We start from the raw sequence: 14053 nt of genomic DNA, 5'->3' as shown, positions 1-14053 counted from the left end.
AATGTTGTGATTGGTGGTTATACTTATGAGCCTAGCGGATATCAAACAGCAGTTGCTCGGTTTACACCATCTGGAGTTTTGGATAGAAGTTTTAATGGCTCAGGTTCTCAGCCTGGCACAGCAGTTACGACTATTAATGGAAATCCGGATAGTCAGAATAATGAAGTATTTGGGGTTGCAATTGACTTAAATAATAAAATAGTTGTAGCTGGATATACATACTCTGATGAAAATAGTGAAAAATCTTTTTCCCTTGCTCGATTTAATGAAATATCTTGATTTTAAAAATTAAAATTTACAAACTTATAAAAGAGAGGAGCAATCCTCTCTTTCTTTTTAATAAACTATTTTATATGCAGGATTGCAAACTGGTAGCTATTTTAAGCGATTTATTGGAAAACTCTTGTTGCAAAAACACATCTGTGCTAATTTGTATGTCGATGTGCAAAGTAGCACAAGAATGATTGTTTTGGCGATTGGATAGTAGGATTGAATATGTTTATTTCAAGAAATATTGCTCAAGTGATGCCTAAATTTCAAAAATTTCCAGTAATTGCTATTCTTGGGCCACGCCAATCGGGTAAAACTACATTTGCTCAGAATTGGTTTAAAAATCACACATTTGTTAGTTTTGAGCAGGCTCATATTTTACAAGAAGCTCAATTAGATCCAGAAAAATTTTTAAAACGATATGAAAATGATTATGGAATAATAATTGATGAATTTCAATATGCTCCAGAAATTTTATCACATATAAAATATATTTCTGATAAAATTAATCGTCCTGGATATTTTGTCTTAACTGGGTCTTCAAATTTTTTAATGAATCAACAAATTACAGAGTCTTTGGCTGGACGAATTGGAATTTTAACATTGTTGCCATTTTCAATTCAAGAGCTTAAGCAGGGTAATTTGATAGTTGGCTTAGATGAAATGATATTGCGTGGTGGTTATCCAAGAGTTTATACACAAGACTTTGATCCAGATGTTTTTTATCCATCCTATATTCATTCTTATGTTGAGCGTGATGTAAGGCAGCTTAGCGCAATTGGAGATTTGCAAGAATTTAAAAAATTTATGCATCTTTGTGCTGGTCGTATTGGTCAACTTTTAAATACATCAGACTTGGCTGTAAGTTGTGGCATTGCTCAAAAAACTGTTGAGAGGTGGTTGTCTATTTTACAAGCTAGTTACGTTATCTTTTTGCTTCAGCCCTATCATGCTAACTTTAATAAAAGATTGATTAAGCAACCAAAGATTTATTTTTATGACACAGGCTTAGTTTGTAGCTTGCTTTATATAAAAAATGCAAATAGTTTGTCGCAAAGTCATATGTATGGGCATATTTTTGAAAATTTTATTGTTGCTGATTTATATAAGCAGTACAGCAATGCAGGAACTCAGCCACCATTATATTTTTGGAGAGATAAAAATGGTCGCATTGAGGTTGACTGTTTAATAGATCAGGGAAGCCAATTAGTTCCTATAGAAATTAAATCTAGCATGACACCTCGTAGTGAATATTTTAATGGATTATTAAAGTTTAATGAAATTAGTAGTGGTCAAAGATCTGATCAAAATTATGTTATTTATGCTGGAGACATTGATCAAAAAATGCATTCAGGAATGATGATTGGGTGGAAAGAATTTGGTAATTTTATATCTACAATAAATAATTAGAAAAGAGTATGTATTTTTATTTTTTAATTATTGGATAGCAAGTGAAACAACAGACTATTAAAAATCGACAACGGGGAGTTGTTATTATTTCTGGGGCTACTGCAACTGGAAAATCGCTTCTTGCGTTAGAGTTGGCAAAAAAAATATCAGGCGAAATTGTTAATGCTGATATTGGTTCTTTTTATACTCCGCTTACTATCGGCACTGCAAAGCCTGACTGGATGGCGGACAGCAAGCAAATTGTTGATGGTAAAGAAATAGAAATTAAACATCATTTATTTGATATCTTGGACTGCCCTGATAACTTTACGGTGGTGCAGTTTCGTCAAAGATTAAAGCAGCTTTTTCAAGAAATTTGGGACCGTGGAAATACGCCAATTTTAGTTGGGGGTTCTGCTTTTTATATAAAATCTTTTTTTTATTCTCAATGTGATATTCCAGATACCGGTGAGTGGACAGCCAAGCTTGAAGCATCAACGCAAAGTACAAGTGAGCTGTGGCAGGAGCTGCATGATATTGATCCTGAGCGCGCGCAACGTATTTTAAAAGGGGATAGTTATAGAATTATCAGAGCCCTTGCAATCTTTAAAGCGACAGGCAAAAAGCCTTCATTGTTTCAACAGCGTACAGAGCCGCTTGCTCCATTTTATTTCATTGTTTGCACCCGAAAAAGAGAAGAGCTGTATAAAAAAATTGATGATCGTGTTTTGCAAATGCTTGAAGGTGGATGGCAAGAAGAGATTGAAAAAATACGAGGCACTGAGTGGCAAGATTTTTTGATGAAAAAAAAATTAATTGGATATGATGATTTACTTGGATTTGGCAACATGGCAACTCCATTAAATAATGAAATAGTTGCTTTGATACAGCAAAAAACAAGAAATTATGCAAAGCGACAAATTATTTTTTTAAACAAGCTTGAAAAAGAGCTGAAAGAAGCGATTGATTCAGGTGATTTGGTTGGTCAAGTAGATGAGATTTGCTTGACTTTATGTGACGTTGGTTTATATATAAATGGGTTATCAGAGCAAATTTTAAAAAGGTTTGGTTAAATTATTATGATGTCAGATCAAAATGGAATTTTAATTACAAAAAAAGAAGCAAGTGTTTGCGCGGCTACTTTAGTCGTTTTGGGCTTGCTTATTTTTATTGGTGGATACTTTTATGGCAAACAAAGTGTTATCGATGGGTTCACCCAAAAGGCAACACAAGAATCATTTAACGACAAAGTTGATTACTTGCTGACTATGCAATCATTTGCAGAAAAAAATGGTGGCGTGGAGGTCTTAGATGGTCAGGCTACACCGATTGCTACGCAAGCGGCAAGCGCAGAGATGGAAGTACCTGCACTTTTGCAAGACTTTTCTAGCGATGTTGATGAAATATCTGCTAAAGAAAATAGAGCATCTAAAAAAAACAAACAAGAATTAAAGTTAGAGCCAAGGCCAGAAAAAAAACATAATCATTATGCTGTGCTTTCTGGGTTTTCTAAGCGTTCAAGTGCTGCGGCTTTGGTAGCTAGGCTAAAAAAACAAAATATTGATGTTGAAGTGAAAAAGAAAACCAGCAAGTCCGCTTCTGGTAAAGTTACAAGAACTTGGTTTCAGGTTATAACAAAATCATATGATTCTAGAAACGATGTACAAAACATCGTTGATAAGGTTTTGAGCATAGAAAAAATCAAGCGTAGTGATATAAAAATAATTTAATATAAAAGTAGTTTAATAACAAAGTCACATAAACAAGAAGGATGACTAATGATAAGCTTGGTTCGTAAAAAATTGGTTAACAATAGTCTTTATAAAATATTTCTTTGGATTTTTCTTTTCATGATGGCACTTGGAAGCGGTGCGTCATTGTTTCAGACAGGTTCTCTTGAAAATTGGGAAATCAAAGCTTACAAACAGACTATGACCAAACAGGAGTTTCAAAATAAACTTTCATTGGCAAAGCGCCAGCAGGAAATGTTTAAACAAAAAGGATATTTTAATCCAGCTCAAAATCTTAAAAAAGAAACTCTTCAGGGATCTGTTTCAGAGCTTTTAAGTCAGCATCTTATGGATAAAATTTCTTTAAAAGTTCCATCTGATCAAATAGAAAGTGGAATAAAAAAACAGTTGGCGCATTTGCCATCTTATTTTTTTAATGAAAATGGTCAGCTTAATCAAGATGCTTTCAATCAGCAATTTGCTCCGCATACCATAGATGATTTTGCATCATCAGTAGAAACTGAAATTAAAAGCAAAGTTTTATATGGAATTATAGATGCTGGTATTTATGTTCCTGAGTTCGAAACATCACTTCAATACACCACAGAGTTTGCTCAAAAAACATATTCATACGTCACTCTTTCAAATGAAAAATATGTAGCTATTGCTAAAGAATCAAAGCCGTCAATGGAAGCTTTGCAAAAGTTTTATAAAAAGTCGCAAATTAGCGAAGCTTTTAAAACAGTTGAAAATCGCCAAGGTGTTATGTGGACATTTGATAGCTCAAGCTATGGCGCTGCTATTTCTGAGTCTGATGTAAAATCTTTTTATGATAAAAACAAGGCTAAAAGATACTTGCTCTCTCCTGCTAAAATGCAAATCAGAGCTCTTTTTGTTAAAAATGATGTTGCTGATGAAGCTCAAGCTAAGTCAAGAATAGAAGAGCTAAGACAAGAAGCTGAAAAAAACCCAGATCAGTTTGAAACGTTAGTTCGTAAATTTTCACAAGATAAATCATCGGCTGCTCGAGGTGGATTGAGCGACTTTTTTGAACAAGATGATAAGAAGTTAAACAAAATGGTTGTGTCTACAGCCTTTGAATATCTTTCTACTGATGGGCAAATTTCAGCCCCAATTAAAACAGAAGATGGATATGAATTGATACAGCGCGTTACTCGTCAGGCTGCAAAGTATAAAGATTTAAAATCTGTTGAGTCTGAAATCAAAAAAGAGCTCACTGTTGAAAGATTTAAAAAAAGATTCTCTCAAGATGCGTCAAGGGTTATTACTGGTGCTAAATATCACCCAGAAGCATTAATGAAATTTATTTCAAGCCATGGTGGCTCAAAAACTGAGATATCTTTAAGCTCTCGCAAACCAGGACTTGATTTTACCTATCTATTTAAAACAGAAGAGGGTCGATTTGCTACTTTCTTTGATAAAGACAATGGCGTTATCCTAACGTGCTCAAAAGTGGTAAAAAGCGTTGTTCCTGAGCTTTCTGAAGTCTCTGGCAAAGTGCTTGCAATGTATTATGATCAAAAAGCTTCTGAGTTAATGCAAAAAGATTTAGCCTTGGCGCTTAAAGATGCAAAAAACATGAGCATGGATCAGGTTGCTAAAAAATATGATGCATCTCTAGGAAAAGCTTCATTTACCTATAAAGATGAAAAAGCAGAACAAAGCTCTATTCTAAAAGAGCCTGCTGTGGCTGCAAAGACTAAAGGAATGCAGCATGAAGGCGCTTTGATATCGGTTGAAACAAAGGCTGGCGGAGTCGTTTTAAAGCTAGACAATATTGCTCCTCGCGATGAAAAGCACTTTGTTGATCAAAAGGGTCATTTGGGTGCAAGCCTGTTTTATATGAAAATGTATCAAATTAAAGATGGTTTTATTGCATCTTTATATAGAACTGCTAAGCTTAATAACAAGATAGAAATCAAAGCAGACCTACTAAATCTAACAAAAGAAGTATAAAAAACATGAAAGAAAAATCGAACTCTAAGAGTTTCGAACTTGATGATGCTGGGTCTAAGAAAAAAGCTCTAGAAGTAACTTTTTCTCAGATCGAAAAACAGTATGGCAAGGGCTCTGTGATGCTTTTGGGCGATCAGCCAAGTCGTGGAATCAAAGCGATATCTTCTGGGTCTATGCAAGTAGACGCAATTATGGGTGTCGGTGGTTATCCGATTGGAAGAATCATAGAAATCTTTGGGCCAGAGTCGTCAGGGAAAACAACTTTAGCTCTTCATTCAATTGCTCAAGCTCAATTGCAGGGCGGAATTTGTGCTTTTATTGATGCAGAACATGCTCTTGATCCTTCGTATGCAGCAAAAATTGGTGTAAATATTGATGACTTGATTATTTCACAGCCTGACTGTGGTGAGCAAGCTCTTGATATTGCAGAGATGTTAATTCGCTCGGGCGCAATTGACATTGTTGTAATCGATTCTGTGGCAGCTCTTGTCCCTCGAGCTGAGCTTGAAGGTGATATGGGTGACTCTCATATGGGTTTACAAGCGCGTTTGATGTCGCAAGCCCTAAGAAAGCTTGCAGCTATCGTTCACAAATCAAATACAATCCTTATCTTTATAAACCAGGTTCGTCAAACAATGAGCACCATGTCATTTGGTCCAAAAGAGACGACAACTGGCGGTAAGGCGTTGAAGTTTTATGCATCAGTTCGTTTGGACGTTCGAAGAATTGCATCTTTGAAAAAAGATGAGGTTGCTTTTGGTAATAGAGTTTGTATTAAAGCTGTTAAAAATAAAGTAGCTGCTCCTTTTAAGTCAACAGAAGTAGATTTATTATTTAACGTTGGAATTTGTAAAGAGCTTGATCTTCTTGATTCGGCGATTACTGCGGGCGTTGTAACAAAAAATGGCGCTTGGCTTGCGTTTGAAGGTAAAAACTTTGCGCAAGGTCGCGATCAGGCGTATCAATTATTTAAAGAAAATTCAGCTTTTGCCGATGTTATAAAAGCAAAAGTAAAAGAAGTTGTAGCTAGTGTTTAACTATAGGGTTTAGAAAAACATTGAAAAATAAAACAGAGACTCAATTAATCAATGAACAGATTCGAGCTTTTAAAATGCGAGTTATCTCAGAAACAGGTGAAAATCTAGGTGTTTTATCTAGAGACTCTGCTATGGAGCTTGCAAGAAAAAGCAACATGGATCTAGTTCTTTTGTCTGACAAGGATGACATTCCTCTCGTTAAGATTATGGACTTTGGAAAAAGCCTTTATGCCAAAAAGAAAAAAATGGCTGAGGGCAAGAAAAAACAAAAAGTCGTTAAGATTAAAGAGATAAAGATGAAGCCAAAAATAGGTATTCATGATTATCAAACAAAGATGAATCAAGGTGTGGGATTCTTAAACGATGGCCACAAATTGAAAATCACTTTGGTGTTTCGTGGTAGAGAAGTAGAAGCAAAAAGAATTGTCGGAACAGATTTTTTTGCGCGAGTGGATCAATCTTTTGCGGATCAGCAGCTTGTTGATCTTGCGTGTGAGAAAGATTCTATCGCGGGACCGTATTGGTCAAGAATTTATTCTTTGAAAACAAAAAAATAATATAAGGTTTAATTGTCATGCCAAAAATGAAAACGCATTCAGCGACAAAAAAAAGATTCAAAAAACTTAAAAATAAAATTAAGTTTTCTCACGCTAACAAGCGTCATTTGCTCACAAAAAAAAGCGCTAAGCGCAGAAGAGGCCTTAGAAAAAGTTCAACTCTTTGCAAAAGTGACGTAGGCCGTATCGCTCGTCTTTTGCCAAACTCGTAAAACATAGGGGTCATTATGTCAAGAATTAAATCAGGTAAAGTTACAAGACAACGTCACAAGCGTCTTTTAAAACAAACTAAAGGTTTTTTTGGTCAAAGAAAAAACATTTTTAGAAGAGCTAAAGAAACTTTAATGCGTGCTTTGGCATATGCATTTAAAGGCCGTAAGCTAAAAAAACGTAGCATGAGAGCGTTGTTCATCACTCGTATCAATGCTGCTGTTAGACCGCATGGTTTTTCATATAGCGCATTTATTCCAGCATTGAAAAAAGCAAACATTCAATTAAACAGAAAAATGCTTAGCCAAATTTCTATTTTTGAACCAAGCGTCTTTCAAAAAATTGTAGAAACTGCGCGCGGCTAAGCGCTCAATTTACTTTTTTTCCATGACACTTGACGAATGCTTTGCAAAGATATTACAGTGATTTGCAATATCTTTGCTTATGTTTGATTTTAAAAAAGGAGATTGTTATGGAAGCTATGCGTGCAAAAGGTAAAGAAGTACCTGCAGCTATTGTAAAACACGGTTTAAATTTGGCTGTGTTAGAAGAAAAAGTTATCAATCTTATAGAATTGATGAAGTTGCTCAAAGAAGAAAATATTTCTTTGAAAGACAAAAATAAAGACCTTCAGGCGCAATTAAGGGCTCTTGAGGGATCTTTAGTCTCAGAGACGAGAGATTTAGAAGAGCTAAGCCAAGAAAAAATGATGACCAAAATGGTTGTTGATAATTTGTTGAGTAGCATTGAAAAATTAATCGAAACACAAGAGCGGTAATGAGCAAAGAATTGAAAAAATACAAAGCGAGAATCTTTGGCGAATTATATTCAATAGTCAGTGATGAAGAAGATGATCTTGTTCTTGAAGTTGTGCGCAAGGTTGATTGTTTGATGAAAGAAATTTCTACAAAAAACAATGTTGTGGTTGATACAAAAAAAATCGCTGTCCTTGCAGCTTTGAAGGCAACAGAAGAGCTTTTGATAATGCAAGAAATGGTTAAAAAAGAACAAAGTCAATCTGATAAGATTCTGACCCTTTTGAATGAAGAAGAATTTTCTTTTTAAGTCACGCTGTAAATTGAGAGTTAGTAACGATTAATTTATAAGAATTTAAAAAAGTAAGCCTTGAGGTGCCTTAGCATTTCAGGGCTTACTTTTTGAAAAGAACTTTTTAAAAAGTAAAATGTTTTTAAAAAAGCGTTTTACTTTATGATATTTGACATGAATTAGTTGAGAGGAATTGACCTCTCGTTTGGGGTTTATGGTACGCTACGCCATAAACATATTAATAGTTTTAAGCTTTATGAATTAAAGGAATTTTAAATGACAGAAATGATACTTTTTATAACCGGAATTGGAACAGTTGTTTCCGGAATTATGCTTTTGTTTTATGCACAAAAAAAGATTTTTCAATCACAGGCAATGTTTTCTCAGTCTAAAGATCGTCTTGAAACAGCTAGACAAGCAATTGAGCACGAGAAAAAAGAATCTTATCTAAGAATTAAAGATGAACTTTATAAAAAAAGAAAAGAATTTGATCTTGAGCTTAAACGTGATCGCGTTGATTTAGAGCAAAAAAGAGAACAAATCAATCAAAAATATGAAGCTCTTGGTAAAAAAGAACAACGATTAGATGATATTCGTTATGAGCTTCAGCAAAAAGAAAGAGATGTTTTAAAATTAAACGATAATATTCGAATTAATGAAGCAAAGCTTAAGACTCTTTATGATGATTTAATTGTAAAATTAGAATCACTCAGTGGCATGAGCAGAGATAAGGCTAAAGAGATTTTACTAAAAACATTAGAAGCTGAAGTTGTTCATGGTGCTGAAAAATGGATCCAAAAAGTTGAAAAAGAAGCGCAAGATGTTGCAAAGCAAAAAGCAGCAGAAATTACAGTTTCAGCTATGCAGCGTTACACTGCTGATAGTGTTCCTGCTATAACTTCTGGATCAGTTCTTTTGCCAAGTGATGATATGAAGGGTCGTATTATTGGTAAAGAAGGCCGAAATATTAAATCTCTTGAAATGGCAACAGGTATGGAATTTGTCATTGATGACAATTCTGAAATGATTACTATTTCTGGATTTAACCCAATCAGAAGAGAAATTGCAAAAAGAAGTTTAGAAAAACTTGTACAAGATGGAAGAATTAATCCTACAAGAATTGAAGAAACTGTTGCAAAGTGTGAGCAAGAATTAGATGAATTAATTCAAGAGTATGGTAAAAAAGCTGTATTAGAATTTAATTTACAAGGTGTTCATCCTGAAATTGTTACACTTCTTGGAAAACTTTATTTTAGAACAAGTTATTCACAAAACGTTTTACAGCACAGCAAAGAAGTTGGGCTATTTGCTCGAATGATTGCTGAAGAGCTTGGCCTTGATGGCGCAACTGCTTTTAGAGCTGGTTTGCTTCATGATATTGGTAAAGCTGTGACCGCAGAAGTTGAAGGAGCTCATGCTATCATCGGAGCTGAGATTGCAAAACGATGTGGCGAATCTGATGAGGTAGTTAATGCGATTGCTGCGCACCATGAAGAAGTTCCATTTGCAAGCATTTATGCTCCAATTGTTGTGATTGCTGACGCGATGTCTGCTGCGAGACCTGGAGCTCGACGAGAAACTTTTGCAGCTTATATTAAAAAGTTAGAAAAGCTTGAAGAAATTGCGTATTCTTTTGATGGCGTAAAAAAAGCATATGCTTTGCAAGCTGGAAGAGAAATTAGAATTATCATTGAAGAAGACGCTTTAAGTGATGATGATGCGAAATCTCTTGCAAGAGAAGTTGCAAAAATGATTGAAATAGAAATGAACTTTCCAGGACAGATTAAAGTAAACGTAATTCGCGAAAAACGCGCTATTGAATATGCAAGGTAATTGTTTATGAAATCGACCATACGAGTCCTAATTATTGGTGACATTGTCGGCGTTATCGGACGCATGATGTTACAAAAACATTTAAGTTCACTCAAAGAAAAATATTCTATTGATGCAACCATTGTAAATGGTGAAAATAGCAATAATAATGGACGAGGAATTACTTCACGAATAGCAAACTCATTAAAACATATGGGTGTTGATGTGGTTACCACTGGTAATCACGTATGGGATCAAAGTGATATCTTTGAACACATGCGAAACAACACCAATGTTTTAAGACCGGCTAACTTCCCATCTGAGTGCCCAGGCACTGGAGTTACAACTTTTAATTGCGCCGGTGTTGAAGTTGCCGTTGTAAACGTGCAAGGTCGAGTTTTTATGAGAGAAGATTTAGATTGTCCGTTTAAAGCTATGGACACTATTCTTTCTTTTTTAAAGCATAAAACAAATATTATTATTGTTGATATGCATGCTGAAGCCACTGCAGAAAAAATCTGCCTTGGTTACTACCTGGATGGACGAGTAAGCTGTGTGGTTGGAACTCATACGCACGTTCCTACGGCAGATGAAAGAATACTTCCTAAGGGTACAGCATATGTTACGGACTTGGGTATGGGCGGTTCTTTAAATTCTTCAATCGGGATGAAAAAAGATCCTATGATTGAAAGATTTAAAACGCAGATGCCAAATCGATTTGTAGTTGAAACTGAGCCACCAGTTATCTTAACTGGTATTTGGGTAGAAATTGATACAAAAACAGGAAAAGCGATTCAAATTCAAAGAGTAAAGGTAATTGATGAGGACTTACGGGCGGATGAAGCATAGTTCATTTGAAAGAGGATTATGATACAGATAATGTTGCTGTACTCATTGTACGCGGTTGTTTTTATTTTTGGCAAACAAGCTCTTGCTTTTTCTCAGCCAATATTTTTAACAGGCGCTCGTATGATTACAGCTGGGATTTGTTCTTACTTTTTATCTCGCATGTGGTTTGGATCACTAAAGTGGTCATCTATTCGACTTAAAGATTGGGGTTATATATTTTTACTTGCAGTTTTTAATGTGTATTTGACCAATGCTAATGAAGCTTGGAGTTTGCAATATTTATCTGCGGGTAAAGTTGCATTTATGTATAACTTAAGCCCGTTTTTTTCATTGTTCTTTTCTCATTTAATGTTTAAAGAAACAATAACTTGGAAAAAAATATTAGGAATGGTTATTTCTTGTTGTGCTATTACACCACTTTTAATAAATGATACTTCTGCGGATGTTGTAGATACAACCTTTAAGCTTGGGGCTTTTTCTGTTGCTGAAATAGTTATGGTTATTGCAGCTGCTGCTACGGCATACGGCTGGGTTATTATGAAATATTTAATGGATAAGCCAGCCTCTCACTCATCATCTGTGACATTTGAGAAAAAAATAAAAGGTCAGCCGAGCAAAATGACCACAGGTTTTAATTCATACTTTTTAAATGGAATTAGCTTAACTCTTGGTGGAATATTTTGTTTCACACAAGCCTACTTTTTTGAAACTAGACCCTTTGTAGATCCTGATTATTACACTAACTTTGTATGGTCGATGCTCATCATGATGTTTTTACAAAACATTATTGCTTACAATTTTAATGCATATTTATTAACGGTTTACAGCGCGACATTAGTTATTTTATTTTCTTTTGTTATGCCAATTATCGCAGCTCTTTTAGGGTTCTTATTTTTAAATGAGCAGCTTACGGTACAGTTTTTCTTGTGTTCTGCTGGTGTTGCCTTAGGCTTGTTTGTCTTCTACCAAGAAGAATTGTACGAAGATGATGCGCAGGAAGATGAAAAGGCTGAGCACAAATGATGATTTCCCTTTTTTTCTTGTATGCGCTTTTGGCTATGTCTTTTACCATTGGCAAAATGCTTTTATTTTATGTTACGCCTATTTTTTTAATAGCTATTCGCATGAGTATTGCGGGAACTGTTATTTTGGGTATGCATTATTTCATGTCAAGGTCTAAGACAAAAACAAGCAGCTTTGGTATTAAATCATTAGCGGATCTTAAAATATTGGTTTTGCTTTCATTTATTCATATTTTAATTCCATACTGCTCAGAGTTTATAGCACTTGAGCATATTGCGCCTTCGTGTGCGGCGTTAATGTTTAATTTAACGCCATTTTTTTCGGCATTCTTCTCTTATCTTTATTTTGACGAAAAAATGACATTTAAAAAATGGCTTGGTTTTTTAATTGGGCTTTTTGGCATTGGCTACTTTTTAGAGCCAACAGCATTAAGTTGTGCTGGGTTGAGCTCGTTTTACCCATATGTCTTACTCTTGATTGCGGTTGTTTCGTGCGCACTTGGTTGGATTTACGTTCGAATTTTAGTTAAAGACCGAGGCTACAGCCCAATGTTTGTAAATGGTTTTGCTATGCTGCTGGGTGGATTGTTAGCCTTTCCTATTTCGGGAATGCTTGAAGGACCACTCGCTTTTCCGTTGGAAAGCATGAGATCTTTTTTAACGCTTCTTGCTTTAATAATTTTGGTAGCAAACATTATCTTTTATAATCTGTATGGTTTTTTTCTTAAAAAATATACCGCAACGCTGCTTTCATTTGTTGGATTTATTACACCAGCTTTTGTTGCTTTGTTTGATTGGCTGTTTCTTGAAATTTATGTTAGTTCTGGATTTTTTATTGCAACGGCAATTCTTGGCTTTGGAATTTATATTTTTTATCAAGAAGAGCTCAAGCAGGGGTATGTGGCACAGAACAGTTAGTTTTTTAGGGGTGCTTGGTATGGGATTTTATAAAAGGTTGCTTTTATCAATCTGTCTTATGTTTTCAAGTTTTTACATTTTTTCTATGGGCCAGGCTACAAGTAGTCCAGGAAATAGGCTTGCAGATCGACGCAGTTTTTATCCTGAAGAGATGTATCTTGATGAAGAATCAATTAAAATCACTAGAAGAATAGAATCTGTAGCTGTTCTAAAAAAAGTTGTTTTACAAGAAACATGTCGTTTGCCTAAGCCTGTGTCGGAGCAATTACGAGAACCTTTAATAGAGCTCCCATTTGCCAATGAAGAAGAAATCCCTGATCAGAAAAGTTATACAGCCATCAATTTTTTTGATTGTTGCGCTCAAAGTTATAACCAAAGGCCCCCTGAGTAAATAGTTTTAGCTATTTTTACAGAAGGCCTTTGGTTATTTTTTTATAAAAATATTAAACTTGTCTTGATAGGCTATTAAACTGATTAGCTTTTAATCCAAAAATCTTTTTTCTTTGCATGTTTGTTTGTTCTTGTCTGTTTTCACTCTGTGTATTTTGTCTTGCTGGTGTTGAAGAGTTAGTGTTTCTAGAATAATCATTAGTATGGTAATTTGAAGTTCTGCTACTTCGTCCCAGGCGATACCAGTAATAGTCCGAAAAGGAAGAGGAAGAGCCTCCTGGGCCGTTAAATATTTTTCCATCAGCAGCTATAATAGCAAGGAAAATTATAGCGGCAACTACAAAGACAATAGCAGCAATTTTTCCAATGACCAATGCACCATCTGCCAAATTTTCTCCAATCGTAGTAGAAACTTTGAAGTTGGTTAGTGCTGCGTCAACAGACCTTTTAAGATCTTCTGGATTGTCAAACCGCTCTGAAAGTAGTTCGGTGATTGGCCTTAGAGCTTTAAGGTCGGCATCATTAATAATATTTGAATTGTTTAAATTTCTTACGACGTTAGACAAATTATCAAATACCTCATGATAAGCCCTTACTTTTCTGTTGTATTCTTCTTGAGAATAAACTTTAGATTGTCTGACTAAGTTATCAAATACTTCTGGATTTTTTAGATTGAGCATGACGCCATCTCTGAGCTTTGCTAGCTGAGCAGCTTGATCCTTGGTGATAGTTCTGCTTGCTGTTATTTCGCCGATTATTCTTGAAAGTTGCTCATGTGGAAGCAAAAGCCCCATTTCATTTCGCATACTTTTATTTGCTAAGATTTTATCAATGACATTTTTTTT

The 14053-nt window shown here is 35.0% G+C and carries 17 protein-coding genes; 16 read left to right on the top strand and 1 reads right to left on the bottom strand.

The annotated features are described in order from the left end of the window. The 16 genes from NTU89_02860 to NTU89_02785 all read left to right on the top strand — a co-directional run. On the top strand, positions 1-279 hold a 279-nt coding region (locus NTU89_02860; GenBank protein ID MCX5923485.1), incomplete at its 5' end, for a hypothetical protein. 216 nt (positions 280-495) lie between these two features. Next, positions 496-1680: an ATP-binding protein gene (locus tag NTU89_02855; GenBank protein ID MCX5923484.1), complete on the top strand. Its 1185-nt coding sequence runs from the start codon at positions 496-498 to the stop codon at positions 1678-1680. Positions 1681-1721: 41 nt separating this feature from the next. Beyond that, a complete protein-coding gene (gene miaA, locus NTU89_02850; protein ID MCX5923483.1) occupies positions 1722-2732 on the top strand; it encodes a tRNA (adenosine(37)-N6)-dimethylallyltransferase MiaA in 1011 nt (336 codons plus the stop codon). Between the two features lie 6 nt (positions 2733-2738). Continuing rightward, positions 2739-3389, top strand: a complete 651-nt coding sequence (locus NTU89_02845) for a hypothetical protein (GenBank protein MCX5923482.1) — start codon at positions 2739-2741, stop codon at positions 3387-3389. A gap of 48 nt (positions 3390-3437) precedes the next feature. Next, the gene (locus NTU89_02840) at positions 3438-5366 is read left to right on the top strand and encodes a peptidylprolyl isomerase (GenBank protein ID MCX5923481.1); all 1929 of its coding nucleotides are present in this window, start codon (positions 3438-3440) and stop codon (positions 5364-5366) included. Positions 5367-5371: 5 nt separating this feature from the next. Beyond that, a complete protein-coding gene (recA, locus tag NTU89_02835) occupies positions 5372-6403 on the top strand; it encodes a recombinase RecA (protein MCX5923480.1) in 1032 nt (343 codons plus the stop codon). A gap of 20 nt (positions 6404-6423) precedes the next feature. Next, on the top strand, positions 6424-6960 hold the full coding sequence (gene infC, locus NTU89_02830; GenBank protein MCX5923479.1) for a translation initiation factor IF-3: 537 nt from the start codon (positions 6424-6426) through the stop codon (positions 6958-6960). A 17-nt stretch (positions 6961-6977) separates the two neighbouring features. Further along, the gene (rpmI, locus tag NTU89_02825) at positions 6978-7172 is read left to right on the top strand and encodes a 50S ribosomal protein L35 (GenBank protein MCX5923478.1); all 195 of its coding nucleotides are present in this window, start codon (positions 6978-6980) and stop codon (positions 7170-7172) included. 15 nt (positions 7173-7187) lie between these two features. Continuing rightward, positions 7188-7535 (top strand): 50S ribosomal protein L20, encoded by a 348-nt coding sequence (gene rplT, locus NTU89_02820; protein MCX5923477.1) that lies wholly within the window; start codon positions 7188-7190, stop codon positions 7533-7535. 107 nt (positions 7536-7642) lie between these two features. Continuing rightward, positions 7643-7948, top strand: coding sequence for a hypothetical protein (locus NTU89_02815; GenBank protein ID MCX5923476.1), 306 nt, complete (start codon positions 7643-7645; stop codon positions 7946-7948). Further along, positions 7948-8235 (top strand): cell division protein ZapA, encoded by a 288-nt coding sequence (locus NTU89_02810; GenBank protein ID MCX5923475.1) that lies wholly within the window; start codon positions 7948-7950, stop codon positions 8233-8235. The genes NTU89_02815 and NTU89_02810 overlap by 1 nt, the downstream gene beginning before the upstream one ends. 258 nt (positions 8236-8493) lie before the next feature. After that, on the top strand, positions 8494-10050 hold the full coding sequence (rny, locus tag NTU89_02805) for a ribonuclease Y (protein MCX5923474.1): 1557 nt from the start codon (positions 8494-8496) through the stop codon (positions 10048-10050). 6 nt (positions 10051-10056) lie between these two features. Then, entirely contained in the window at positions 10057-10878 is an 822-nt protein-coding gene (locus tag NTU89_02800) for a TIGR00282 family metallophosphoesterase (protein MCX5923473.1), read from the top strand. Between the two features lie 18 nt (positions 10879-10896). Next, complete coding sequence (locus NTU89_02795) at positions 10897-11901, top strand: EamA family transporter (GenBank protein MCX5923472.1); 1005 nt, start codon at positions 10897-10899, stop codon at positions 11899-11901. After that, complete coding sequence (locus tag NTU89_02790) at positions 11898-12818, top strand: DMT family transporter (protein ID MCX5923471.1); 921 nt, start codon at positions 11898-11900, stop codon at positions 12816-12818. The genes NTU89_02795 and NTU89_02790 overlap by 4 nt, the downstream gene beginning before the upstream one ends. A 19-nt stretch (positions 12819-12837) precedes the next feature. Then, positions 12838-13209, top strand: a complete 372-nt coding sequence (locus tag NTU89_02785) for a hypothetical protein (protein MCX5923470.1) — start codon at positions 12838-12840, stop codon at positions 13207-13209. A gap of 52 nt (positions 13210-13261) precedes the next feature. Here NTU89_02785 and NTU89_02780 read toward each other — a convergent pair. Beyond that, positions 13262-14053: hypothetical protein (locus tag NTU89_02780; GenBank protein ID MCX5923469.1), on the bottom strand; the 792-nt coding region annotated here is incomplete at its 5' end.

Source organism: Candidatus Dependentiae bacterium (genome assembly GCA_026389065.1).
Lineage (GTDB): Bacteria > Babelota > Babeliae > Babelales > Chromulinivoraceae > JACPFN01.
Note: the sequence above shows the minus strand (reverse complement) of the source record. Positions and strands in the feature narration are given on the sequence as shown.

Excerpts from the sequence above, each read along its gene's own strand:
- NTU89_02855 (MCX5923484.1), top strand. The coding sequence starts at position 496 with ATGTTTATTTCAAGAAATATTGCTCAAGTGATGCCTAAATTTCAAAAA.
- NTU89_02845 (MCX5923482.1), top strand. The coding sequence starts at position 2,739 with ATGATGTCAGATCAAAATGGAATTTTAATTACAAAAAAAGAAGCAAGT.
- NTU89_02840 (MCX5923481.1), top strand. The coding sequence starts at position 3,438 with ATGATAAGCTTGGTTCGTAAAAAATTGGTTAACAATAGTCTTTATAAA.
- recA (MCX5923480.1), top strand. The coding sequence starts at position 5,372 with ATGAAAGAAAAATCGAACTCTAAGAGTTTCGAACTTGATGATGCTGGG.
- rpmI (MCX5923478.1), top strand. The coding sequence starts at position 6,978 with ATGCCAAAAATGAAAACGCATTCAGCGACAAAAAAAAGATTCAAAAAA.
- rplT (MCX5923477.1), top strand. The coding sequence starts at position 7,188 with ATGTCAAGAATTAAATCAGGTAAAGTTACAAGACAACGTCACAAGCGT.
- NTU89_02815 (MCX5923476.1), top strand. The coding sequence starts at position 7,643 with ATGGAAGCTATGCGTGCAAAAGGTAAAGAAGTACCTGCAGCTATTGTA.
- NTU89_02810 (MCX5923475.1), top strand. The coding sequence starts at position 7,948 with ATGAGCAAAGAATTGAAAAAATACAAAGCGAGAATCTTTGGCGAATTA.
- rny (MCX5923474.1), top strand. The coding sequence starts at position 8,494 with ATGACAGAAATGATACTTTTTATAACCGGAATTGGAACAGTTGTTTCC.
- NTU89_02800 (MCX5923473.1), top strand. The coding sequence starts at position 10,057 with ATGAAATCGACCATACGAGTCCTAATTATTGGTGACATTGTCGGCGTT.
- NTU89_02795 (MCX5923472.1), top strand. The coding sequence starts at position 10,897 with ATGATACAGATAATGTTGCTGTACTCATTGTACGCGGTTGTTTTTATT.
- NTU89_02790 (MCX5923471.1), top strand. The coding sequence starts at position 11,898 with ATGATGATTTCCCTTTTTTTCTTGTATGCGCTTTTGGCTATGTCTTTT.
- NTU89_02785 (MCX5923470.1), top strand. The coding sequence starts at position 12,838 with ATGGGATTTTATAAAAGGTTGCTTTTATCAATCTGTCTTATGTTTTCA.